The following is a 23899-nucleotide window of genomic DNA, read 5'->3' as shown; positions in this document are numbered from 1 at the left end:
ATGACGCTGGTGGACGTGGCCTCGCTGACGGTGCGCTATTCGGGCGCGACCGCCCTCGATGGCGTCTCCCTCTCCTTGGGCAAATCCGAAATGGTCGCGCTCATCGGTGCGAACGGCGCCGGCAAGACGACGTTGGTGAAGGCGCTCTCCGGCCTGGTCGCGCCGGATGCCGGGCGGATCACGGTCGACGGGCGGCTCGCCCAGGTGCCGGAGGGGCGGGAGGTCTTCGCGGACCTCAGCGTCGACGACAACCTGCGCCTGGGCGGATGGCGCAACGGGCGGCGCGGCCGCGACACCTCGGGCATCTACGAGCTGCTGCCGGCGCTCGTGCCGCTGCGCCGCCGGGACGCGGGCACGCTCTCGGGCGGGCAGCAGCAGATGGTGGCGATCGGCCGGGCGCTGATGGCCCGGCCCGACGTGCTGGTCATCGACGAGCTCAGCCTCGGCCTGGCCCCGCTGGTCGTCGAGACACTCGTGGGCCACCTGCGGACGCTGCACCGCGAGCGGGGACTGGCCGTGCTGCTGATCGAGCAGAACGCGCGGCTCGCCCTGTCGCTGTGCTCACGGGCGTACGTCCTGGAGGCCGGGCGGATCGTCCTGGCCGGGGACGCCGCGATGTTGGCCTCCGACGAGCGGGTGACCGCGGCCTACTTGGGCGGGCACTATGAGTGACTTCCTCGGCTACGTGCTGACCGGCCTCGGCATCGGCGCCGGATTCGCCCTCGTGGGCAGCGGCCTGGTCGCCATCTACCGGGTCACCGGCGTGGTCAACTTCGCGCAGGGCGCGTTCGCCGTCATCGCCGCCATGCTGACCTCGACCCTGCTCACGGCCGGCCTGCCGCATGTCCTCTCGGAGTCGCTGTCGGTCGTCGTGGCCGCCGTCGTGGGCGTGCTCGTCGGTGTCGTCGCCATCGGCCGGCCCGGCACCGACCCCGGCACGTCGCTCATCGTCACCCTGGGCCTCGGCGTCTTCGCGTACGCGGTCGAGATCGTCCTCTGGGGCGACCAGCCCCGCTCGTTCCCCGGCCTGCCCGGCGTCGCCACCGTCGGCGGCGCCCGCATCCAGGCCCACTACCTGCTGATCATCGCTGTCACCGTGCCCGTCTTCGCGGCCCTGGCCCTCTTCTTCACCCGCACCGACCTCGGCAAGGCCCTGTCGGCCTGCGCCTCCAACCGGTACGCGGCCCGCGTGGTCGGCATCGACGTCCGCCGGATGGGCCTGCTGGCGTTCGCGCTCGGCGGCGCCCTGGGCGGCCTGGCCGGCGTGCTCACCACCCCCGTGCAGCAGGTCACGTTCGACAGCGACGTCACCCTCATCGTGAACGGCTTCGCCGCCGCCGTCCTGGGCGGCCTCACCCGCCCGGTGGTGGCCCTGGCCGGCGGCCTCCTGCTCGGCGTCGCGCAGACCCTGATCGCCGGCTACGGCGGCGGCGCCTATCAACTCGAGGTGGCCCTCCTGCTCATGCTCACCGTGATGATCGTCCAGGCCGCCCGCACCGGCCCGGTCCGTGAGGCGGCCCGATGAGATATCCGCTGATCGCCGCGGCCGTGGTCACCCTCGCGCTGCCGCCGCTGCTGCCGGAGAAGCAACTCTCGGTCTACATCCTGCTCGGGCTGGCCGCGACGGTCACCGCCGGCGTCTCCCTTCTCATGGGGTACGCCGGGCAGGTCTCCCTGGGCCAGGCGGCGTTCTACGCGATCGGCGCCTACGCGGCCGGCCTCCTGTCCGTGCACGGCGTCCCCTCGGTGCTCGGCCTGCTGCTGGCCCCCGTCGTCGCGGCGGCCGCGGCCGTGCTGCTCGGCGCTCCGCTGCTGCGCCTGCGCGGACATCACCTAGCGTTCGCCACACTGGCCGTACAACTGATCCTGTTGTCCCTGCTCGGGCAGGGCACGTGGGCGGGCGGCGCCATCGGCCTGCAGGGCATCCCGCGCCTGTCCGGTTTGAAGGACGACATCGGTTACGCGTACGTCGTCTGGGCCGTCCTCGCCGTGGTCCTGCTCATCTCCCGCAACGTCGTGGCCTCCCGGCCGGGCCGGGCCCTGAGAGCCGCCGCCACCAGCGAGACCGCGGCCGCCGCGAGCGGCGTGCCGGTGGGCGGTTACCGCCTGGCGGTCTTCGCCCTCTCCGCCGCCTTCGCCGGCCTGGCCGGCGGTGTCTACGCCTTCTACCTCGGATATCTGGCCCCCGGCTCGTTCCCGGTCCTGCTCTCGATCGAGTTCGTGGTGATGGCCGTGGTGGGCGGCCTGGGCACCATCGCCGGCCCGGTGGTGGGCGCCGCCGTCATCGTCCTGCTGGTCCAGTTCCTGAACGAGCTGGGCACGCGGCCCGGCATGCCCAGCTATGCGCCCAGCGTCCTCTCGTACGCCGTCTACGCCCTGCTTCTGATAGTCGCCGTCCGCTACATGCCCAAGGGGATAGTCCCCACCGTCCGCCGCTCCTGGAAGGAACGCGCATGAGAACTCGTCGCGTCAACGCCGTCATCGCCGGGTTCGCGATGGTCGTGGCAGGGCTGTCCGCGCCGGCCGTGGCATCGCCGGTCGCGGCGGCGGCCGTCACCCACGTCGAAGGGATGCTGGGGTCCGGGGCGGCCTACGTGTTCGACGTGCCGGAGAGGTGGAACCGGACCGTTCTGCTCTACAGCCACGGTTATACGCCCAAGGGCGCGCCCAACCCGGCGCAGAACGCGCCCAGCGCCGCCGTTCGAGAGACACTTCTCGACCAGGGGTACGCCCTGATCGGGTCGTCCTATGCGGACACCGGATGGGTGCTGGAGCAGGCGCTGCCCGACCAGATCGCGACGCTCGGCGTCTTCGGGACGCGGTTCGGGACGGCCCGGCGGACGCTGGCCTGGGGGACCTCGATGGGTGGCATGGTCACCACGGGGCTGCTGGAGAGGTATCCGGCGCGGTTCGCGGGCGGGCTGGCCATGTGCGGGCTCGAACAAGGGGGCGTGGCCAACTGGAACAACACGCTCGACCCGCTGTTCGCCCTGCGGACGCTGTTGCTCCCGGGAAGCGGCCTGCCCCTCGTACGGCTGAAGGACCAAGCGACGGCCCTGGCGTCAGCCGGGGTTCTGAACACGGCGCTGGCGCAGGCCCAGACGACGGCGGTGGGCCGGGCGCGGACGGCCCTGGCGGCGGCGTTGCACAACATCCCGGCGTGGACCGACCCGGCGCTGCCGGAGCCGGCGCCGGGCGATTACGAGACGGCGCAACGGAACCAGGCGAAGGCGCTGGGTACGACCGTCTACGTGGGGCTGTCGTGGCGGCAGGAGGCGGAGAGCCGCGCGGGCGGGAACATGTCGTGGAACAGGGGCGTGGACTACCGGCGGATGCTGGCCCGGTCGTCGCTTCGTGAAGAGGTGAACGCCCTCTACCGCGCGGCCGGTGCCTCGCTCGACGACGACCTGCGGGCGCTGGCGGGGGCGCCCCGGATCAGCGCCGATCCCCGGGCGGTGGCGTACATCGCGCGGAACCTGTCGTTCACGGGACGGCTCAAGGACCCGTTGATGACCATTCACACCACCGGGGACGCCCTGGTGCCGGTGCAGGTGCAGAGCGCCTATCGGGAGGCTGTGCGGTCCCCGGAGCTGCTGCGGCAGGCCTTCGTGCACCGGGCCGGGCACTGCACGTTCACCGCGGGGGAGATGCTGGCGGCGCTGCGCGCCTTGGAACGCCGGGTGGGCGACGGCTATTGGTCGGGGACGTCGCCGGAGGCTCTGAACGCCGTCGCCGGGTCCTCGGACTACGTGCACTACCGCCCGGCGCCGTATCCGCGGCCGTTCACGGTGAAAGCGTGAGACGGCAGTCGCAGCCGCGGCGGGCGAGAATTCGTGAAGACGAAAGGGGCGCCATTCATGATCAGCGTCAACGGCATCGACGAGCTCAAGACCCTCGCCGGTCAGGACCTCGGGCACAGCGCGTGGCTCGAGGTCACCCAGGACCGGGTGAACCAGTTCGCCGAGGCCACCGGCGACCACCAGTGGATCCACGTCGACGTCCCACGGGCCAAGGAAGGACCGTTCGGGGCGCCGATCGCCCACGGATATCTCACCCTGTCGCTCGTCATCCCGTTCTTCTCGGAGCTGCTGCAGGTGAGCGGGGTGTCGATGGGCATCAACTACGGGCTCGACAAGGTGCGTTTCCCGTCGCCGGTGAAGGTCGGTTCGAAGATCCGCCTGGCCGCCACGGTGGCCGAGGTGACACCGGTCGGCGGCGGCGGAGCGCAGGTGAAACTCGACTTCACGGTGGAGATCGACGGCTCCGGCAAGCCGGCGTGCGTGGCGCGGCCGATCTACCGCTACTACCCCTGACGCCATGAACAGGGGACTCGGCTCGTGGCCGGCGCGGCGCGCCGCCATCTCGCCCGATCGGGTCGCGCTGGTCTTCGGTGACGATTCATGGTCGTACGCCGAAACGCGCGACCGGATCACCCGGCTGGCCCACCGGCTGCGGGCGGAAGGCGTCGGCCGGGGCGACCGGGTCGCCTATCTCGGCCCGAACCATCCGGCGCTGGTCGAGACCCTGTTCGCCACCCACCTGCTGGGCGGGGTCTTCGTCCCGCTGAACTTCCGGCTGACGGCGGCCGAGGCCGGCTATCAGCTCGGCCATTGCGGCGCGCGGGTCCTGATCCGCGCGCCGGAATGCGCCGTGGTGTCAGCGCCGACGACCATCGAACTGCCGGAGCTGTCGGGCATCGACGGACCGCCCCTCGAGGTCGACGTGGAGTTGGACGACCCGGCCTTCATCCTCTACACGTCCGGGACGACCGGCCGCCCGAAAGGGGCCGTGCTCACCCACGGAAACGTCATCTGGAACACGTACAACCTGCTCGTGGGCGTCGACGTGGCCGGCGACGAGGTGACTCTGATCGGCGCGCCGCTGTTCCACGTGGCGGCGCTCAACCAGTGCCTGCTGCCGACCGTGCTGAAGGGCGGCCGGTGCGTCATCATGCCGTCCTGGGACGCCGGCCGGGCGCTCGACCTGATCGAGGCGCACCGCGTGACCTGGATGTTCGGCGTCGCGGCCATGTTCGCGGCGCTCGCGCAGTCCCCGCGCTGGCCCGACACGGACCTCTCGTCGCTGCGCTGCGTGATGAGCGGCGGGGCGGCCGTCCCGCCGGCGCTGATCCGCGCCTATCAGGAGCGCGGGCTGACGTTCTGCCAGGGCTACGGCATGACGGAGACGGCACCCGGCGCGACCTTCCTGGAGGCCCGCGAGAGTCTGGACCACGTCGGCTCGGCCGGGGTCCCGGTCTTCTTCACCGACGTGCGCGTCGACGGCAACCCCGGGGAGGTGCTGGTCCGGGGCCCGAACGTGACACCCGGCTACTGGAACGACCCGGCCGCGACGGCGGACGCCTTCACCGAGGGCTGGCTCCGCACCGGCGACATAGCCGAGGTCGACGCGGGTGGCCACTTCCACATCCTGGACCGCTTGAAGGACATGTACATCTCCGGCGGCGAGAACGTCTACCCAGCCGAGGTGGAGGCGGCGCTCTTCGAGCATCCGGCGGTCGCCGAGGCCGCCGTGATAGGCGTTCCCGACGAGAAATGGGGCGAGGTGGGCCGCGCTTTCATCGTCCCCGCCGCCGGTCCGCCGCCCACCGCCGATCAATTGCGGGCCCACCTCGCCGAGCGGGTGGCCAGATATAAGATCCCGGCCCATTTCACCATTGTGGACGACCTTCCCCGCACCGGCTCGAACAAGGTTCGCAAGGCAGAACTCCGCCGTTTAAATGCGTTGCCACCGCCGCCGGCCGGCTCCTAACATGGTCATCACCACCGAGACGCGGGGAAGGAGCACCGAGATGTCGATTTCCCTGCTGAGTGGCCGAAGACGGTGGCGCCTTTGACGCCGCCGCCCGCCTGAGGGACGGCGGCGTTTTCTTTTTCCGGCCCGGGTAGCCCAACGGCAGAGGCACGCCGCTCAGGACGGCGCCAGTGCGCGTTCGAATCGCGCTCCGGGTACGCAATAAAATGGAGAGCTGGCCGAGTCCGGTTGAAGGCGGCGGAGTGCTAATCCGCAGTAGGGGCACCAGCCCCTACCAAGGGTTCGAATCCCTTGCTCTCCTCAATGTCGCCGTAGCTCCGGCGACACGAAACACCGGGAGACGCCAGCCGATGGGCGCCGGCCGCCGCCTCGAAAGCGGTTGGGGGTAAAACCCGTGGGCGTTCGACTCGCCCCGTCTCCGCCAACGAACCCGTCGGATCTCGGACGACGGGTGGTGACCGCTGCGACACCCGCCGCAAGCTCGGCGGCCGGCCCACCCGAACATCTCCGGGGAGTTCTGGACGCGAGCACCTGGGCCGAGATGCGGTATCAGCAGGACGTGCTGCGGCCGTCGGCGCAGATGATCCTGGAGCGGATCGAGTCCGAGCACGCTCCGGGGTTCACGAACGTCGGATACGAGGGCCGGGCGGTGGTGCTGTGGTGGAAGGGCGCCCTTCCCGCGTCGGTGGCCGAGGCGGTGAAGCGCGCGGAGCGGATCGCGCCGGTCGGCGTGCGGCCGGCCGCCTATTCGCGTGTCGATCTCGACCGCGCGGCCGAACGAGTTCTGGCGGCGACCGCGGAAACCGGCGTCAACAGCGTCGCGGCCAGCGGCGACGGCAGCGGGCTGCGCGTCACCTGGTCGGGACGGGCGGTGTCGCGAACCGCACTCTCGCAGGCCGGGCGGGACGCCAGAGTGCCGGTCACGCTCGTGGAGCAGGCGCCCGCCGAGTTCATGACCCGGGGGAACGACGGCCCGCCCTGGTGGGGTGGCGCACGGGTACACACCACCCTGGCCGGCTACTTCAAGAAGGCGTGCACCTCCGGATTCGGGGTGCGGGACCGGTTCGGAGCGGCCGAGTGGCTGGTGTCGGCCGCTCATTGCGCCTCACCGGAGAGATGCTGTGCCAATCCGGCGGCAGGAGCGCGGTCGTGTGTGGCCTGCGCACGAACAACGAATTCAACGCGTCCTACCGGCTGACCGACAGCGATGGCGACGACATCACCGTGACCAGCATGGTCACCGCGACCAGCACCCACGGGGCGACCGCGTCCCGCAAGGGCGACAGCGGTGGTCCTGTTTTCGTCTTCGACGCCGACGGCCGCCGGGTCAGCGCCCGCGGCGTCGTCAGCGGGGGCAGGCTCACCACGACCCTGCTGTTCCAGGACTTCCAGACCATCGCCGCCGACTTCGGCGTCACCCCGATCATCGGGACGCCCTGGCCAACCGGGTGAAGCGGACCCCAGTAAGGTCCTCGGAGCGCTTCCACAGCGCGGCCGCCCGTTCCGGGTCCCGGGAGGCGCGGCTCGTGCGGACGACGGTCGGCTGCCCTGTGCGCTGCATGAAGCCGTCCGGGCCGACGCAGATGCCGCCGGCGGCGAGGGGTGCGGTTGCCGCGTGCAGGATCGGGAGCGCGCCACTCCGGGGGCTCTGGGCCGCGCCACCGGCCAGGATCTTCCCCTGAAGTGAGGTGTCCCGGCGCTGGCCCTCGGTCGCGGCGACGCCCGGATGCGCGGCCAAGGACAGCGTGGGGCGGCCTGCGGCGGTCAGCCGGCGCTGCAACTCGAAGGCGAACAGCAGGTTGTCCAGCTTGGACGAGGCGTAGGCCAGCCAGCGCCGGTAACGCCGGTAGGGGAGCCGTCCGAGCACGTGCAGGCCGCTCGACACCGTGACGACCCGGTCGCGGATCCGGTCGATCAGCAGGCCGGTCAGCGCGAACGGCCCCAGATGGTTGGTGCCGAAGTGCAGCTCGTGTCCGTCGGCGGTTGCCGCGTAGGGCACGCCCATCACCCCGGCGTTGTTGATGAGCACGTCCACGTCACCGTGCAGGCCGTCGGCGAAGCGGCGCACCGATTCCAGGTCGGCCAGGTCGAGCGGCCGGACGAGCGTGTCGCCGCCGATCGCCGCCGCCACCGCCCGGCCCCGCACCGGGTCGCGGCAGGCGAGGACCACCCGCCAGTCCGCGGCGGCCAGCACGCCGGCCACCTCCCGGCCGAGTCCGCTGGTCGCGCCCGTGACCACCACTGTTCTTCCCATGCCGGGATCCTTCCGTGGCCGGGCCCTGGGCGCGTCCCCCGTAGGGAGGCGGTGCAAAAGTGCTGCCGTACCCCCGCGGAGGTACGGCAGCGCCACGAGTGGGCCTCAGAGCGTAAGACCGTGGCCGTACGGGAAGAGGGGGTCCTCGGTGTCGTTCGGGACATCCTCGCGGGAGGCGGCGACGGCCTCCATCGAGCGGGGCAGCTCGAACGGCAGGGTGCCGGACGGCTTCGTACGGCCGAAGAGGATGTCGAACAACGCCTCGTCCGAGGCGCCGAAGTTGCCCGTCAGAGCGGCGGCCCGGGACGCCAGCGGGGTGAGCACCGCCGGGCGGTCGAGCAGCACGTCGACGACCGTGGGGACCGCGTCGGCCACGGAAAGGATCGGGTCGAGCTCGGCGGCAGTGAAGTCCAGGCGGCCCGCGTGGAAGAAGGACTCGAAGCCGGTCGTGCGGGTGTCGTCGTAGGGGGCGTTGCGGCGCACGATCGCGATGTCGGCGTCGGCCGGGGACGAGACCACCTTGGCGTAGCGGGCGGCCACGTCCGGGTCGACGCCGTCGACGTAGACGTTGATGCCCTCGGACAGCGGCAGCACCGACGACTGGAGCACCACGATCGAGCGCCGCTGCGCCTCCAGACCCGCCGCCACGTACGCCGGGCGGCCGATCTCCGTCGCCGCGTTCGGCGTGGAGACGTACCGCCGGTCGTCGAAAAGGCCCATCCGGAACTTGTCCCGCAGGATGCGGCGGGCCGACTCGTCGATCCTCGACGCAGCGACGCGGCCCGACTCGACCAGCTCGACGACCAGCTCGGGGCAGTACTCGCCGCCGAACTGGTCGGCGCCGGCCTCGATGATCCGATATACCCGGTCGAGCCGGGACAGGTTTTCCACGCCCCACGCGCGGGCCGGCATCGGCGCGCCGAACACGTCGTCCGCGTCCGTCACCAGGCCCCAGTCCGTGCAGACGACACCCTCGAAGCCGTACGTCCCGCGCAGCAGCCCCTCGATGATGCCCTTGTTGAACCCGAAGCCGACCTCCTCGTACGACGTGCCGATCGGCATCCCGTAGTACGGCATGATCTGGGCCGCGCCCGCCTCGAAGGCGGCCTCGAACGGCGCCAGATGCTCGGCGAACCTTCCGCCCGGATAGACCTGCTCGCGGCCGTACGGGAAATGGGCGTCCTCGCCGTTCATCTGCGGTCCGGCCCCCGGGAAGTGCTTCACCATCGTGGCGACGCTGTCCGGGCCGAGCGAAGGACCTTGAAACCCTTCGATGTACGCCTTCAGCAGCGCCGCCACCGCCGACGGGTCGGAGCCGAGCGTGCCGCTGGTGCGGGCCCATCGCGGCTCGGTGGCCAGGTCGGCCATCGGGTGCAGCGCGACCCGGATCCCGGCCGCCAGGTACTCGCGCCGGGCGATGTCGGCGAACTCCCGTACGAGCGAAGGGTCCTTGGTCGCGCCCAGCCCGATCGGCTCCGGCCAGACCGAGAAGCCGCCGGCGGCGGCCGAGGTCGCCGGGTTGTCGATGAAACCGTGCCGCGGATCGGTCGACACGGTCACCGGAATGCCGAGCCGGGTGTTCGCCGCCAGCTCCTGGATCCGGTTGTGCCACTCGGCGATCCGCTCCGGCGCGACCGGGCCCATCGTGAGGATGTTGACGTGGTTGATGAGCTTGTCCTCGACCAGCCAGCGCGTCGACGGGAACATGCCCTTCTCCGAGTCCGGCTCGAAGAGCGTGCCGTCCGCGTTCACGGCGGCCATGGTGTGGAACATCAGGCCGGCCTTCTCCTCGAGGGTCATCCGGCCGATCAGGTCGCTGATCCGGTCCTCTGTCTTCACAGCGGGGTTCTGGTACGGGTACATGGGGTGCCTCCGGGAGAAAGAGATCAGCGGGCGCCGCGGACGAGGCGGACCAGCAGGGAGCCGACGATCGCGACGATCGCGCCGAGGAGGAAGAGCAGGCCGTAGTTCTCGCTGTCGCTGGAGCCGATGGCCAGGATCGGGGCGGCCAGGATCGGCACCAGCGACTGGGGAAGGGCGTTGGCGATGTTCAGCACGCCCATGTCCTTGGCCGCGTCGTCCGGGTTGGGCAGCACCTCGGTGGCCAGGGCCAGATCGACCGCGAGGTAGAGGCCCTCGCCCACGCCGAACACGAGGACGGAGACGAGGAAGAGGGCGAAACTCTGGCTGACCGCGATGCCCAGCAGGGAGACGGCGATGACGACGCCGGCGACGAGGACGAAAGGCTTGCGGTTTCCCGTACGGTCGGACAGCCACCCGCCGATCGTCGAGCCGGCCACCATGCCGGCCGTGGTGAGCAGCGTGGCGATCAGCACGGCGGTGGCGACGTTGTCGGTGGTGTAACCGAAGCGGTCGATCAGCAGGTACGACTGGTAGGTCGTGACGCTGGCGATGCCCATCCAGATGAGGAACCGGCTGAGCAGGTTCCAGGAGAAGTCGGGGAACTTGCGCGGGTTGACGTAGAAGGTGCGCAGGAATTCCTTGAAGTCGTACGTCTCGTGCTGGCCGGCGGCGGCCGGGCGGTCCTTGAGGATCGAGATGAGCAGCGCCACGGTGAGGGTGCCGATGACCGCGGGGACCATGAACATCGCGAAGGTGTGACCGGAGAGCAGCGCGGCCAGGGCGGTGCCGGCCAGGATCGCGATCGAGGTCATCAGGCCGAGGATGCCGCCGACGCGGCCACGCTGATGGGCGGGCACCTGGTCGGGCAGCAGCGCGGTCAGGGTGGCCAGGGTCGCGTTCACGCCGAGCTGCGTGACGGCCCAGCCGAGGGTGAGCACCGGGATCGAGCTGCCGGTGGCGACGATCGCGAGACCGAGCAGACCGGCGATCATGCCGCCGATGAGCCAGGGCCGGCGCCGTCCGAAGCGCGACCGGGTGCGGTCGCTCATGGCGCCGAAGAAGGGGTTGCCGACGAGAGCGAGCAGCGCGCCCACGGAGAGCACGGCGCTCAGGGCGGAGGCCTTGTTGTCCGGGGCGATCTCGGCCACGCGGACGGAGAGGGTGACCACGACCGGCGTCATGATCGTCAGGTAGGCGCCGAACTGCGCGAGCGCCATCGCGGAGATCAGGCGCTTGGGCGCGTCCGGGGGAGTCACCTTCAGCGGGACGCCGCTGATCGGGTTCACCTGGTCGATCATCTGATCGTTCAGCGAGGGGTCGGCGGTCCGCAGGCCGGCAACCGGTGGCAACTCGGTCATCGCAACCTCCTTGGGTTACGCATTGGGGGACAGGTACCTTGCCGGGCCCGGCTCGTTACCACCTGATATCTCGAAGGTAATGAGCCGATTAACACCAAACCAGAGGTAGATCGGCCGTACGGAAGCCTTGATTCGTCTTCTTCCTCGGTTATTTCTGCGAGGTTTCGGGGCTTGGGTGCCAGGTGTTGTGGGTCACTGCGGCGTTAACCGAGAAAACGAGCAAAACCCGGGGGTAGGCTTCGGCGATGGCGACCCGCCCCGCGCAAATCACCGGCCGCGACCTGGTGCTGGCGACCGTCCGCGACGCCGGCCCGATCAGCCGCACCGACCTCATCCGCCGCACGGGCATGGCCCGCGAGACGGTGAACGGCCTGCTCACCAAGCTGCTGGCGGCCGGCGCCCTGGTCGAGTCGGACCCGGTGGCGGCCGGCCATCAGGGCCGGCCGGCGAGGTTGCTGTCGCTGGGGCCGGCCGCGGGCTATGTGGTGGGCGCGATCCTCGACTCGGCGGGCGGCGGCCCGGGGGTGGCGGCGGCGCGGGTGGCCGTGGCCGGGCTGACCGGCGAGATCGAGGTGGAGCGCGGCCGGGTCCTCACCGGGACGACACCGGGGGAGATCCTCGACGAGTTCGCCGCGCTCATCACGGAGTGTGTGCCGGGCGGCCGGCGGGTCTGGCTGACCGTCATCGGACTACCGGCGCCGGTGGCGGGCGGGATGGTGCACACCAGCAGCGTGCTGCCCGGCTGGGCCGGTTTCGCGGCCGGACCGGAGCTTCGCCGGCGGCTCGGGCACGGGGTGGCGGTGGTCAACGACGCCAACTTGAGCCTGCTGGGCGAGGTGACGCACGGGGTGGCCCAGGGCCGGCGCGACGTCTGCTACTTGAGGATCGCCTCGGGCATCGGCTGCGGCCTGCTGCTGGACGGCGAGGTGCACCGGGGAGCAACCGGCGTGGCCGGCGAGATCGGCCACGTGCAGGTCGACGAGACGGGAGCGTTGTGCCGCTGTGGCAACCGGGGTTGCCTGGAAACGATCGCGGCTCCGCGCGAGTTGCTAGCCGCCCTGTCCGCGAGCTACGGCGAGGCGGTGACCGCCGAGCGGGCCTTGGAACTGGCCACCCGCGACGCCATCGCCCAGCGGGTCCTGGCCGACGCGGGCCGCATGATCGGCCGGGTGGTGGCCGACCTGGCCAACACGATCAACCCATCGCTGGTGGTCCTCGACGGCCCCCTGATCACCGAAGACGGCCCCATCGTGGCCGGAGTGCGGGAGTCCTTGCTGCGCTACGCCCAGCCGGCAGTAGCCGAACAAACCGAAATCCACGCCGGCACCCTCGCAGGCCGAGCCGCCTTGCTGGGCGCGATAGCCGCCGCCTTGAGCCGCCTGCCCCCGTCCGCCCCGTCCGTTCCTTCCGCGTCCCCCACGCCTCCAAGCTCGTCCACGCCCCACCCGATGCCCGGGCCGGTTGCGGCGTCCGGGTCGGTTGCGGCTCCCGGTTCCCTTGCGGCTCCCGGTTCCCTTGCGGCTCCCGGTTCCCTTACGGCCTCCGGATCCCTTCAGGCCTCCGGAGCCCTTCCGTCCTCCGAGTTCCGCCCGGCCTTTGAGTCTCATGCGGCCTCCGGGCCCGACGCGTCCTCCGAGTTTCGCCCGGCCTTTGAGTCTCATGCGGCCTCCGGGCCCGACGCGTCCTCCGAGTTTCGCCCGGCCTTTGAGTCTCATGCGGCCTCCGGGCCCGATGCGTTCCCCGAGTTTCGCCCGGCCCTTGAGTCTCATCCGGCCTCCGGGCCCGACGCGATCCCAGCGTTCCCCTCGCTTCCCGATCCCACCCCACCTCCCGCGCCCGATGAAGGCGATAAATCGGGTATGTCCGGCCCGGGAGTGGTAGGGCGACCCGGCGAACTGTCGGGAGGCGTGGAGCTTCGCGGTGGTGGCGCCGAGTGGCGTGGTGGTGGGGCGGGAGGCGTGGAGCTTCGCGGTGGCGCCGAAGGGCGTGGTGGTGGGGCGGGAGGCGTGGAGCTTCGCGGTGGCGCCGAAGGGCGTGGTGGTGAGGCGGGAGGCGTGGAGCTTGGCGGTGGCGACGCCGAAGGGCGTGGTGGTGGGGCGGGAGGCGTGGAGCTTCGTAGTGGTGGCGCCGAAGGGCGTGGTGGTGAGGCGGGAGGCGTGGAGCGTCGCCGTGGTGAGGCCGAGCGCCGTGCGGGTGAGGCCGAGCGGCGCGGTGGTGAGGCCGGAAGCGTCGAGCGCCGCGCTGGCAAGGTGGAGCGGCGTGCGGGTGAGGCCGAGCGGCGCGGTGGTGAGGCGGGAAGCGTAGGTGAAGTGGAAGCTGTCGCGCAGCGGAACCTCTCGCCTCGGCAGCGGGAGCGGGCTGCTCGGCGGGAGCGGATTGTTGGGCTTCTGCGGTCTCATGGGGCTCTGGCCCGCAGCGATGTCGTGCGGCTGACCAAACTTCCCCGGGCCGCCGTTGTCGAATTGCTCGACGATATGCGGCGCGATGGGCTTGTCGAGCCCTGCGATCTGCCTCCGGAAGGGCGGTCGGGGCGGCCCTCGCCCGGGTTTCGGCTTGTCACGCCCAAGGAATTGCTGGCGGGGGCGGCCATCAGCGCGTACGGGATCCGGGTCGTTGTCGCCGACGGCGCCGGGGCCGTGCTTCACCAGGCCGCCCATCCGAATTCCATGACCTTGGCCGGTGAGGCTCCGGTCCGGCTGGCCGGGGAGCTCATCGCCGACCTGCTCACCGCGCACGGGCACGACGTGCGGGACCTGCGTGAGGTCGGGCTCAGCGTTCCCGCGCCCGTCGATCCGGTCACCGGGCATTTCGGCACGCGCGGGATTCTGCCCATGTTCTCCGGGTTCGCGCCGGCCGATGTCATCACCGGCGTGCTCGGCGTGCCCTGCCGGGTCGAGAACAACGCCGATCTGGCCGCTCTCGCCGAGGTTCGGCGGGGTGCCGCCGTCGGGGCCCGGGACGTTCTCTTTCTGCGCGCCGACCAATACACGGGGGCCGGCATCGTGGCTGGTGGCCGCATGTACCGGGGCGCTCTCGGCTACGCCGGTGAGGTCGGTCATCTCAACGTGCGCGAGGTCGGGCCGCTCTGCATCTGCGGCAGCCGTGGATGTCTCTCCACCTTTCTGTCGCCCGCCTCCTTCGGGGCCGTTCTCGACGCCGCACCCTTCATCCGCGAGTCCGAGGATCCCGAAGAGCGGCTACTCAAACTGGCCGCCGGTGGGCACCGGCCGGCCCAGCGGGCCCTGCTCGACGCCGGGCGGCTGATCGGGCGGTCGGTCGCGCCGCTCACCAACATGCTCAACCCGGCCGTTGTCGTCGTCGGCGGGCGCTACGGTGTGGCCGGGCCGCATGTCGAGGAGGGCATCCGCGAGTCGCTTCTGCGGCACTGCTCTCAGGCCGTCACCGCCGAGCTCACCGTTGTGCGCAGTGGTCTGACCCTCGACGCCGAGGTGCTCGGCGCCGTCGAGTCGCTGCTGCCTTAGAGGTTCAGGATGCCGGACAGGCGGGCCAGGTCCGGATAGCGGGCCGTCTTCAGCAGGGCCACCACCTCGTCGCGCGTGCGGGCGGCCGCCTCCAGGTCCCCGGCGTCGCGATGGCAGGCGTACAACCCGATCAAGGGCTCGATGCGCAGGTCGGCCACCTCGCCGTACAACTCGATGGCCTTGCCGAAAGCGGCGACAGCCGCGGTGAGATCGCCCGTGTGCTGGTGGAAGCGGGCCAGCTGCATCCAGCCGGCCGCCGCGCCGTACGCGTGCCGCCACCGCTCGCTGATGGCGATGCTCTCCTCGAACAGCCGGCGGGCCTCGCCGTGCCCGCCCGGCTGGTGGGCGTGGTACCAGGCGATCGGGTGCAGCGCGTTCGCCACCTCGACCGCGCCCTGCTCGCTGCCCATCCGCAGGTAGTTGTCGCGGGCCTCGACCGCGTACGGATGGGCGGCCTCGGCCTGCGCGCGGGTCGGCACGTCGTGCACCGTCACTATCGAGACGGCGACGCTGAGCAGCCCGTGCGCCATCCGGCCCGGGTCGTCCATCTCGCGGCCGATCGCTATCGCCTTCTCCAGCTCGGCCCTCGCCTCCTCGTGGCGGCCGAGCCGCAGGAGCCCGCGCCCCACCATGTAGCGCAGATATCCGGTCCACCAACGGTCGCCGGTGATCTCCAGGGCGTCGGTGGCCAGCGCCAGCGCGTCGACCAGATGGAAGCGGATGTCCTGCTGGTACGACGCCAAGGTCCAGACGAACAGGGGCAGGTAGTGCTCAGAGGGGCCGGTGCGGCACAGGTCCAGCAACGAGAGGATGTTGTCGTACTCGGAGTCCAGCCACGCCAGCGCCCCGGGCACATCGGCGAACGCCGCCACCGTGATGCCCGGCGGCGGGTCGCCGACCATCACCGGGCGGCGGTACGGGTACTGCGTCTGCGCCGCGTTCCGCGACGAATGCAGATAGAAATCCAGGAGGCGGGTCACGGCCGCGTCGCGTTCCTCCGCCGGGTCGACCCTTCCGGCCGTCTCTTTGGCGTACGCCCGGACGAGGTCATGCAGGGTGAAGCGCCCGGGCCGGTGCTCGGCGATCAGGTGGGCGTCGGTGAGCCGGCGCAGCAGCATGCGGGCCACGGCCGGTTCCGTTCCGCCCAGCGCGGCCGCCGCGGCCACGCTCAGGTCGGGCCCCGGATGCAGCGCGATCAGCCGGAACATCCGCGCCGCGAGTGGGACCAGCCGCCGGTACGACCACGAGAACACCGCCCGCAGGTCGTGTTTCACGCCCGGCACCGCGAAGCCGTCGAGCCCCTCCGCGTAGCCGAGCTCGGCGTCGATCTCGGCCAGCGGAAAGGCCCCGCGGGCGCAGACCAGGGCCAGCGCCAGCGGCAGTCCGCCGCAGCGCTCCACGATCGCGTCGCGCGCCCCGGGGTCGGCGTCGACCACCTCGTCGCCGAGACGGCGCCTCAGATAGGCCACCGACTCGGCCGGCCGGAAGGCGTCCAGCCGCATCGGATAGGCCCCGTCGGTGACGATCAGGTCGATGAGGTGGCTGCGGCTGGTCACCACGACCGCGCAGTCCGGGTTTCCGGGCAGCAGCGGGCGCACCTGGTCGGCGTCGCGGGCGTTGTCGAGCACCAGCAGCATCCGCCGGGCCGCGAGCACACTGCGGAACAGCGCCGTCCGGTCCGCTGTGGACGGCGGGATCCGCTGGTCGGGCACGCCCAGCGCGCCCAGGAAGGCCGCCAGCACGTCGCCCGGGTCGGCCGCCGCGTCCTCGGGCCCGAAGCCGCGCAGGTCGACGTGGAGCTGCCCGTCCGGATAGCGGGCGGCGGCCTGGTGGGCCCACCGCACGGCCAGGGTGGTCTTGCCGACCCCGCCCGTGCCGCTGACCACGACCAGGGCCGGGGTGTGCCGGTCGAGGCGGCGCAGCTCGTCGGAGCGCCCGGCGAAGGCCGGTTGCGCACGGGGCAGCTGGGCCGGGCGCACCGGGCTCGGCCCGGGCCGCAGCGCCGCCTCCAGCACGTCGGCCCGCTGCTCGCGGATGGCCTGTTCCAGCGCGGCCAGCGCCGGGTCGGGGTCGAGGCCGAGCTCGTCGGCGACGACGCGCCGGTGCTCGCCGAGCACGGACAGGGCCTCGCCGGAGCGGCTGGCCGCCCACAACGCGAGCGCGAGCAGCCGCCACGGCTCGCCGCGCAGCGGGTCCTCGCCGGTGAGGGCGCGGGCGGCCGGGATGGCCTCGTCGGTGCGTTCCAGGCGCAGCAGGGCGTCGACCGCGCGCTCGCGGGCGGTGTGGTGCAGCTCGGTGAGGCGCGCGGTCTCGGTCGCGGCCCACTCGTCGTCGGCGAACTGCTCGTACGGGCGGCCGCGCCACAGCTGGAGCGCGTCGCGCAGCCGGTCGAGCGCCCCGGCCGGCGGCAGCCCGTCGGCCGCCCGCAGGCCCTGCTCGAAGCGGCCGGCGTCGAGCGACCCGGCGGGCAGCCGCAGCGCGTAGCCGGCCGCCTCGCGTACCAGCAGCTGGGCCGCCCCGCGCGGGGGCCGGCGTGGCTCCAGCGCGCGCCGCAGCCGGGACACGTGCGACTGCAGCACCGCCGCGGCCCCGGCCGGCGGCGCGGCGCCCCACAAATGGTCGATCAGCCGGTCGGAGGCGACCGGGCGGCCACGGGCGGCGGCCAGGATCGCCAGCACGGCGAGCGGCTGGTTGCCGCGGACGGCGATCGGCTCGCCGTCGAGGAGCACTTCGACCGGACCGAGAACCCGCATCTCGATCACGATCACGATCCTATGTGGGTGGCCACCCACGTTGAACTGCTGAAACGGTCGGGTAGTCGACATCGAGGATCATCCGGTTCAGGGTTCGCAGCTCCGGCATCGGCTCCACCCCCAGTTCCGTGGCGAGCGTGTAACGGACCGTGCGGTAATGGGCCAGCGCCTCGGCCCGGCGCCCCGCGCGGTGCAGCGCGGTCAGCAGCAGCGCGTGCCCGGGCTGGTGCAGCGGGCGTTCGGCCACGAGCGCCCGCAGACCGGCGATCGCCTCCTCGTAGCGCCCGGCCTCGACCAGCACAGCGAGCAGGCGCGTGGCCGCCGTCCGGCACATCTCGTCGAGGCGTTCCCGATGCTCGGCCGCGAAAGACCCGTCAACACCTTCCAGAGGTACGCCTCGGCGCAGGGCCACCGCGTCCTCAAGCTCAGCCGCCGCGACTCCGGGCTCGGCCCCGGCCGCGCGCGCGAGATGGGCGGCCAGGAGGCGAGCGTCGACCGACTCGGTGGGCACGTGCAGCGCGTAGCCGCCACCGAACCAGCCGAGCTGGACCGGGCCACCGCTGAGCGTGCGGCGCAACCGGTGGACGTACGCGGGAACCTGATTTTGATCTCCGATGGCCTCGGCGAGCTCGCGCGTGCTGGTGCGGGCGCCCTCGCGGAGCAGCAGGACGGCGAGGACCGTGCGCTGCCGCGAGTCGCCCAGCGGCAGCTCGACACCGTCGCGCCAGGCACGCACCGGGCCGAGGAGGGAGAAGCGGACGCCGGCGCTCACCAGGGCTGCGGCTCCCGCAGCCGGGACACGTGCCGTTGGTACTGGTGGCGGCCGACCAGCCACCACGCCATCCGGCCGGTGAGCGGCACCTTGGCCAGGAAGTGGCGGCGCTCGTCGGGCTCGGCCTCCTCGAGGATCGCGCCCAGCGTGAGGGTGGCCAGGCCCCGGCTGGCCACCTGCTCCCACTCGGCCGGCGACAGGTGCTCGGCGATCAGGGGCAGGATCAGCTCCTCCTCGTCGTCGAGATGCTCCACGAGGGCGGCCCGGTGCTCGGCGAGACGGCCGGCGAGCTCTTCCCGTACGGCCTCGGCCGCGCCCAGCTCCCAGCGGGGGAGAAGGTCGCCGATGGCCAGGAGGGTCCGCTCCAGCCGGCCGTGCTGGGTCTCCATGCGGCTCACGAGCTCGTCGTAGAGGCGGGCCCGCTCCCGCACCAGCGGCCACAGCAGCTCATCCTCGGCCCGGTGGTGGCACAGCAGCTCACCGGTGTAGCGCCGGACCGCGCCGGCCACCTGCGTGGCGCGCTCGGTGTCGCCGGGACGGCATCCGGTCACGAAGCGCGACAACAGCGCGGCCTCGCGGCGGAACACCCGGTGGAGGGCCACCAGCTCGTGGTCCATGGTCATGTCGTTCACGATCGCGCAGTCTCGGGGAACGCACTTGCCCGCGACTTGACGGGCCCTTAAGCCGGGGCCGCCGCCTGCCGATGCAGATGGGGACGGAAGACCCTCGCTACGGAAGGCGCGCATGTCCACCGATACTCAAACCCGGCTCACGCGGCCGGCGGCCGACCAGGGCTCCGGCCGCTGGTGGGCACTGGTCGTGCTCGCCATGGCCCAGCTCATGGTGGTGCTCGACGCCACGATCGTGAACATCGCGCTGCCCACCGCGCAGGCCGACCTGGCGTTCTCCGACGCCGACCGGCAGTGGGTCGTCACCGGCTACGCCCTCGCCTTCGGCAGCCTGCTGCTGCTCGGCGGCCGCCTGTCCGACTTCTTCGGCCGCAAGAAGATGTTCCTCATCGGCCTGGTCGGCTTCGCGCTGGCCTCGGCCCTCGGCGGCGCCGCCAACGGCCTCGAGATGCTCATCGTGGCCCGCGCGCTGCAGGGCGCGTTCGGCGCGCTGCTCGCCCCGGCCGCCCTGTCGCTGCTGTCGACCACGTTCACCGAGCCGGCCGAGCGCGGCAAGGCGTTCGGCATCTTCGGCGCCATCTCCGGCGCCGGCGGCGCCGTCGGCCTGCTGCTGGGCGGCGTGCTCACCGAGTACGCCTCGTGGCGCTGGTGCCTCTACGTCAACCTGGTCATCGCCGCCATCGCGGTCGTCGGCGGCCTCATGAAGCTGCAGGACGAGCCGGTCGACGGCAAGGGCAAGATCGACATCCCGGGCGTCGTCTCGGTCGTCATCGGTCTCGTCGGCCTGGTCTACGGCCTCGGCAAGGCGGAGACCGACGGCTGGACGGCCGCGGCCACGCTCATCCCGATCATCGTGGGTGTCGTCTTCCTCATCGCCTTCGTGCTCATCGAGCGCCGCGTCGCGCAGCCGCTGCTGCCGCTGCGCGTGGTGCTCGACCGCAACCGCGGCGGCTCGTACGCCGCGATCGGCATCGCCGGCGCCGGCATGTTCGGCATCTTCCTGTTCCTCACCTACTTCCTCACCTCGATCCTCGGCTTCACCCCGATCCAGACCGGCCTGGCGTTCCTGCCCATGCTCGCCTGCATCATGGTGTCGGCCACCCTGGCCGGCTCGATCCTCACGCCGAAGGTCGGCCCGCGCCCGCTCGTCCCGGCCGGCGCGCTCATCGCCGCCGTCGGCATGGCCTATCTGACCCGCCTTCAGCTCGATTCGTCGTACGCCGGTGGGGTCCTGCCCGGCCTGCTCATCATCGGCCTCGGCCTCGGCCTGGTCTTCGCGCCCACCCAGAACGCCGCCACCAGCGGCGTGCAGCACCACGACGCGGGCGTCGCCTCGGCGATGATCAACACGGTGCAGCAGATCGGCGGCTCGATCGGCACCGCGCTGCTCAGCTCGTTCGCCGCGACCGCCGCGACGAACTACGCGTCCTCGCACACCCCGTCGGCCACCCTGGCCGCCGAGGCCCAGCTGCAGAGCTACCACACGGTGTTCTGGTGGTCGTGCGCGTTCTTCCTGGTCTGCGCGGTGGTCTCGGCCCTGATGTTCCGCAGCGGCCCGCTCGACGTGGACCCGGACGCGCCGCCCGCGATGGCGCACTGAAACGAGGAGCCCCGGCCGATTCGGCCGGGGCTCTTTCGTGTGCTTGATCATCTTTCGCCATGCGTAGCGATCTTTGGTAATAATGTCCATCAATGAGCACGGTTGAATGGGAAACATGGCGGCGCGAGGTCTTCGGCGACCCGTACCCCGATCCCGATTTCGCCGGCCTTCTGACGGCCGTCCGGGCCGACCCCCGCACCGTCGAGCGCATGCTCCGCGCCGGCCTGTCCGCCGGCGACCCGCTCGCCGCCCAGTCGTTCACGGCGCTGGCCGCCGAGGGCCGCGCCCCGGCCGACGCGGTGAGCTATCTGCGGGGAGCCCTGCACGGCACCTCGGGCGCGATGCGCATCCGGGTGGCCGAGGCCCTCTACACGATCACCGGCGACCCGTCCTGGTCCCGCCCGATCGTCGGCGTGCTGAGCGCGGCCGCCTCCTCCGAGTTCGCCCGCCTCGACGCCGCCATCGCCCTGGCCCGCTTCCCGCCGAACAGCGCCCTGGTCACCGCTCTGGCCGCCGCCGTGCGCGATCCCGAATACCTGGTCCGCTACCACGCCGCCAGCACCCTGCTGCGCTACGCCGGCGACCGGCGCCCGCCGGAGAGCGTCCCGGCCCTGTTCGACCGTCTCACGGCCGCCGCCGAGCAGCAGTGGCGCTCGGCCGCCGACGAGCTGGAGGCCCGGGTCAGAAGCGCGTAGCGAGCCGCTCCAGGGCGCTGTCCGGCAGCTCCAGATCGGCCGCGGCGAGGTTTTCGCGCAGGTGGTTGACCGACGACGTGCCCGGGATCAGCAGGATCGCCGGCGAGCGGTGCAGCAGCCAGGCCAGGGCGGTCTGCTGCGGCGTGGCCCCGAGCTCGGCCGCCACCTCGCTGAGGACCTCCGACTGCAACGGGCTGAAACCGCCCAGCGGGAAGAACGGCACGAAGCCGATCCCGTCGGCGGCCAGCGCGTCGACCAGGGCGTCGTCCTCCCGATGGGCCAGGTTGTACATGTTCTGCACGAAGACGACCGGCGCGATCGCCCGCGCCTCGGCCACCTGCCCAGCCGTCACGTTCGACAGGCCGAGATGCCGTACGAGCCCCTCGCGCCGCATCTCGGCCAGCTCACCGAACCGATCGGCGAGCGGCTCGCCCTTCTCGACCCGCAGGTTGACCCCGTCGAGCGCGTCCAGCCCGAGCCGCTTCAGGTTGTCCAGCACCTGCTCGCGAAGGTTGTGCGGCGAGGGGTTCCAGCTGCCGTCCGGGCCTCGGCTGTAACCGACCTTGGTGACGATGCGAAGGCTTTCCGGGTACGGCTGCAGGGCCTCCCGGATGATCTCGTTGGTGACGTACGGCCCGTAGTAGTCGCTGGTGTCGATGTGGGTGACGCCGAGCTCGACGGCCGTACGCAGCACACGCACCGCCCCGGCCCGGTCGCGGGGCGGCCCGAAGGCGCCCGGCCCGGCCAGCTGCATGGCCCCGAACCCGATGCGGGACAGGACGAGATCGTCGGCGAGCTTCAGAGAGTCGTTCATGCCGCCCAGCCTGCTCCGCCCGGGCGCCGCATGGGAGCTACAACCTGTACCACCCATCCGCCTCGCGCGCGCGGCACCATGGAGCCCATGAACCAACTCGGCGCCGCGGTGCGCGCCTGGCGGAGCAGAACCGGCCCGGCCACCGTGGGCCTGCCCGCCAACGGCCCGCGCCGCGTTCCCGGCCTGCGCCGGGGCGAGCTGGCGATGCTGGCCGGCGTCTCGGTCGAATACGTGGTGCGCATCGAGCAGGGCCGGGCCCCGACGCCGTCGGCCCAGGTCTGCTCGGCCCTGGCCCGGGCGCTGCGCCTCTCCGACGAGGAACAGGCCCATCTGCTGCGCCTGGCCGGCCACGCCGCCGACCCCGGCCGGGTGCCGCGCCTGATCCCGGAGAGCCTGCAGCGCATCATGGATCAGCTCTCCGCCAGCCCTCTGGCCGTCCACGACGCCACCTGGGCCCTGCTGGCCTGGAACCCGCTGTACGCGGCCGTCTTCGGCGACCCCAGCGCTTATCCGCCCGACGGCCGCCACGTGCTGATCCGCCAGTTCGAACTCGGCACGCTCGGCCGAGCCCGGCAGACACCGGCCGAGCGGGCCGAGTTCGAGGAGTCGCTCGTGGCCGACCTGCGCGCCACGACCAGCCGCTACCCGAACGACCCGGCCGTCACCGCCCTGGTCGCCCGCTTGCAGCGTGTCCCTCGGTTCCGCGAGCTGTGGGCCCTGCGCTCGGTGGCCGACCACCACAGCGCCACCAAAGTCATCGAGCACCCCGACGCCGGCGACATCCCCCTGGAATCGAACGTCCTGACCACGCAGGGCTCCGATCTGCGCCTGGTCGTCTACACGCCGCGGGCCGGCACCGACGCCCGGAGCAGGCTCGACCTGCTGGCCGCCATCGGCATCCAGCAGATGACCCCATAGCGACCATCTGGGTATAGACAGAGCCTATGGCGCGGGAGTCTCGCCGGTGTCATTCCGGCTCGCCGACGGAGGCCGCGGCCCGGGTCGCCGCGTCCCGTAGCCAGAGGTGGCCGGGGTCGAGGTCGTGCATCGGGTGCCACCACAGCGACTCCACGAGGATGCCGAGCTCGAACGGCAGCGAGGCGGTGACGAGCCCCGGAACCCCGCGGGAAAGCGTGGCCACCCGCCCGGGAACCAGGCCTATCCGGTCGGTGTCCCGGACCAGGTGCGGGATGGACAGGAAGTCCTCGGTGGTGACGCCTGCGCGCGGTTCCACGCCGGCCGCGCGCAGCCGGTGCAGGACCGACAGCACCGGCAGTGGGCTCGCGTACGGCAGCACCCACGGCCGGCGGCGGAGATCCTCGACGCCGAGCTCCGGTGACCCGCCGCCGGCCGAGGACACCACGCACGTCCACCGATCGCGGTAGAGGTCGACGCTGGGGATGCCGGCGACGATGCCCTGAGGCAGCACCAGCGCGTCCACGTTGCGCAGATGTTCCAGCGCGTGCAGCACCACCGCGGAGGTGCTGTGCTGGAAGCGGAGCCGGACGCCCGGCGCCTCGCGCTGCGCCAGCTCGGTCAGGGCCCGGCCGAAAACCGGGAGCTGGGCGTCGGACGCGATCAGGATGAACTCGCGGGTGGAGGTCTCCGGATCGAACCGGGCGCCGTTCTCGAACACCCGGTTGGTCCACGACAGCGCCTGCGCGGTCTGCTCCACCAGCCGTTCCGCCAGCGGCGTCAGGACGTACTGGTTGCCGGTGCGGGTCAGCAGCTCGTCGCCGAAGTGCCGGCGCAGCCGGCCGAGCGCCGCGCTGACCGTCGGCTGGCTGAGCCCCAGCTTCTGCGCGGCCCTGGTCACGTTGCGCTCCTGCAGCAGCGCGTCGAGCGACATCAGCAGATTCAGATCCAGGCTCATCGCGGCCTCCAGCAGGTATAGACGCGGTCTATAG

At 71.9% G+C, this 23899-nt stretch carries 20 protein-coding genes and 3 tRNA genes; 15 read left to right on the top strand and 8 right to left on the bottom strand.

The window, feature by feature from the left end; genetic code table 11:
• From ACFY36_RS14685 to ACFY36_RS14635, 11 genes are all read left to right on the top strand, one after another.
• Entirely contained in the window at positions 1-672 is a 672-nt protein-coding gene (locus tag ACFY36_RS14685; protein WP_499746457.1) for an ABC transporter ATP-binding protein, read from the top strand.
• The gene (locus ACFY36_RS14680; protein ID WP_499746456.1) at positions 665-1525 is read left to right on the top strand and encodes a branched-chain amino acid ABC transporter permease; all 861 of its coding nucleotides are present in this window, start codon (positions 665-667) and stop codon (positions 1523-1525) included. The genes ACFY36_RS14685 and ACFY36_RS14680 overlap by 8 nt, the downstream gene beginning before the upstream one ends.
• A complete protein-coding gene (locus ACFY36_RS14675; RefSeq protein WP_499746455.1) occupies positions 1522-2457 on the top strand; it encodes a branched-chain amino acid ABC transporter permease in 936 nt (311 codons plus the stop codon). The genes ACFY36_RS14680 and ACFY36_RS14675 overlap by 4 nt, the downstream gene beginning before the upstream one ends.
• Positions 2454-3800, top strand: coding sequence for a hypothetical protein (locus ACFY36_RS14670; RefSeq protein WP_499746454.1), 1347 nt, complete (start codon positions 2454-2456; stop codon positions 3798-3800). Before ACFY36_RS14675 ends, ACFY36_RS14670 begins: the two co-directional genes overlap by 4 nt.
• A gap of 57 nt (positions 3801-3857) precedes the next feature.
• Complete coding sequence (locus tag ACFY36_RS14665; RefSeq protein WP_499746453.1) at positions 3858-4313, top strand: MaoC family dehydratase; 456 nt, start codon at positions 3858-3860, stop codon at positions 4311-4313.
• 4 nt (positions 4314-4317) lie between these two features.
• Positions 4318-5769: an acyl-CoA synthetase gene (locus tag ACFY36_RS14660; RefSeq protein ID WP_499746452.1), complete on the top strand. Its 1452-nt coding sequence runs from the start codon at positions 4318-4320 to the stop codon at positions 5767-5769.
• Between the two features lie 127 nt (positions 5770-5896).
• Positions 5897-5969: transfer RNA gene (locus tag ACFY36_RS14655), tRNA-Leu, on the top strand.
• A gap of 11 nt (positions 5970-5980) precedes the next feature.
• Positions 5981-6073: transfer RNA gene (locus ACFY36_RS14650), tRNA-Ser, on the top strand.
• A 35-nt stretch (positions 6074-6108) separates the two neighbouring features.
• Positions 6109-6196, top strand: a tRNA-Ser gene (locus tag ACFY36_RS14645).
• Between the two features lie 30 nt (positions 6197-6226).
• Positions 6227-6970 carry a hypothetical protein gene (locus ACFY36_RS14640; protein ID WP_499746451.1) on the top strand — a complete coding sequence of 248 codons (744 nt, stop codon included), beginning with the start codon at positions 6227-6229 and terminating at the stop codon, positions 6968-6970.
• On the top strand, positions 6922-7224 hold the full coding sequence (locus ACFY36_RS14635; RefSeq protein ID WP_499746450.1) for a hypothetical protein: 303 nt from the start codon (positions 6922-6924) through the stop codon (positions 7222-7224). Before ACFY36_RS14640 ends, ACFY36_RS14635 begins: the two co-directional genes overlap by 49 nt.
• Here ACFY36_RS14635 and ACFY36_RS14630 read toward each other — a convergent pair.
• The 3 genes from ACFY36_RS14630 to ACFY36_RS14620 form a co-directional block, all read right to left on the bottom strand.
• Positions 7196-8026, bottom strand: a complete 831-nt coding sequence (locus ACFY36_RS14630) for an oxidoreductase (protein ID WP_499746449.1) — start codon at positions 8024-8026, stop codon at positions 7196-7198. The two genes, ACFY36_RS14635 and ACFY36_RS14630, sit on opposite strands and share 29 nt — an antisense overlap.
• A gap of 105 nt (positions 8027-8131) precedes the next feature.
• Positions 8132-9865 carry a glycoside hydrolase family 3 protein gene (locus ACFY36_RS14625; RefSeq protein ID WP_499746448.1) on the bottom strand — a complete coding sequence of 578 codons (1734 nt, stop codon included), beginning with the start codon at positions 9863-9865 and terminating at the stop codon, positions 8132-8134.
• A 47-nt stretch (positions 9866-9912) separates the two neighbouring features.
• Positions 9913-11247: an MFS transporter gene (locus ACFY36_RS14620; protein ID WP_499746447.1), complete on the bottom strand. Its 1335-nt coding sequence runs from the start codon at positions 11245-11247 to the stop codon at positions 9913-9915.
• 245 nt (positions 11248-11492) lie between these two features.
• Here ACFY36_RS14620 and ACFY36_RS14615 point away from each other — a divergent pair, with 245 nt between their 5' ends.
• On the top strand, positions 11493-14729 hold the full coding sequence (locus ACFY36_RS14615; protein WP_499746446.1) for an ROK family protein: 3237 nt from the start codon (positions 11493-11495) through the stop codon (positions 14727-14729).
• Here ACFY36_RS14615 and ACFY36_RS14610 read toward each other — a convergent pair.
• From ACFY36_RS14610 to ACFY36_RS14600, 3 genes are read right to left on the bottom strand one after another with little or no spacing between them, the layout of a single operon-like run.
• Positions 14726-17482: an AfsR/SARP family transcriptional regulator gene (locus tag ACFY36_RS14610; protein WP_499746806.1), complete on the bottom strand. Its 2757-nt coding sequence runs from the start codon at positions 17480-17482 to the stop codon at positions 14726-14728. The genes ACFY36_RS14615 and ACFY36_RS14610 overlap by 4 nt on opposite strands.
• Positions 17483-17501: 19 nt before the next feature.
• Positions 17502-18254, bottom strand: a complete 753-nt coding sequence (locus tag ACFY36_RS14605; RefSeq protein WP_499746445.1) for an AfsR/SARP family transcriptional regulator — start codon at positions 18252-18254, stop codon at positions 17502-17504.
• A complete protein-coding gene (locus tag ACFY36_RS14600) occupies positions 18251-18877 on the bottom strand; it encodes a hemerythrin domain-containing protein (protein WP_499746444.1) in 627 nt (208 codons plus the stop codon). The genes ACFY36_RS14605 and ACFY36_RS14600 overlap by 4 nt, the downstream gene beginning before the upstream one ends.
• A gap of 121 nt (positions 18878-18998) precedes the next feature.
• Between ACFY36_RS14600 and ACFY36_RS14595 the strand changes: the two genes are divergently transcribed.
• Both ACFY36_RS14595 and ACFY36_RS14590 read left to right on the top strand, forming a co-directional pair.
• Positions 18999-20483, top strand: coding sequence for a DHA2 family efflux MFS transporter permease subunit (locus ACFY36_RS14595; protein WP_499746443.1), 1485 nt, complete (start codon positions 18999-19001; stop codon positions 20481-20483).
• Between the two features lie 92 nt (positions 20484-20575).
• The gene (locus ACFY36_RS14590) at positions 20576-21178 is read left to right on the top strand and encodes a HEAT repeat domain-containing protein (protein WP_499746442.1); all 603 of its coding nucleotides are present in this window, start codon (positions 20576-20578) and stop codon (positions 21176-21178) included.
• Here the strand turns inward: ACFY36_RS14590 and ACFY36_RS14585 are convergent.
• Complete coding sequence (locus ACFY36_RS14585) at positions 21165-21992, bottom strand: oxidoreductase (protein ID WP_499746441.1); 828 nt, start codon at positions 21990-21992, stop codon at positions 21165-21167. The genes ACFY36_RS14590 and ACFY36_RS14585 overlap by 14 nt on opposite strands.
• A gap of 87 nt (positions 21993-22079) precedes the next feature.
• Here ACFY36_RS14585 and ACFY36_RS14580 point away from each other — a divergent pair, with 87 nt between their 5' ends.
• Positions 22080-22910: a helix-turn-helix transcriptional regulator gene (locus ACFY36_RS14580; protein ID WP_499746440.1), complete on the top strand. Its 831-nt coding sequence runs from the start codon at positions 22080-22082 to the stop codon at positions 22908-22910.
• A 49-nt stretch (positions 22911-22959) separates the two neighbouring features.
• Here ACFY36_RS14580 and ACFY36_RS14575 read toward each other — a convergent pair whose 3' ends face one another.
• Positions 22960-23865 carry a LysR substrate-binding domain-containing protein gene (locus ACFY36_RS14575; RefSeq protein WP_499746439.1) on the bottom strand — a complete coding sequence of 302 codons (906 nt, stop codon included), beginning with the start codon at positions 23863-23865 and terminating at the stop codon, positions 22960-22962.
• Positions 23866-23899: the final 34 nt, after the last annotated feature.

This window comes from Actinoplanes sp. NPDC000266 (genome assembly GCF_042899005.1).
Lineage (GTDB): Bacteria > Actinomycetota > Actinomycetes > Mycobacteriales > Micromonosporaceae > Actinoplanes.
The sequence above is the reverse complement of the archived record's forward strand: the minus strand, read 5'-3'. Positions and strand labels throughout refer to the sequence as shown.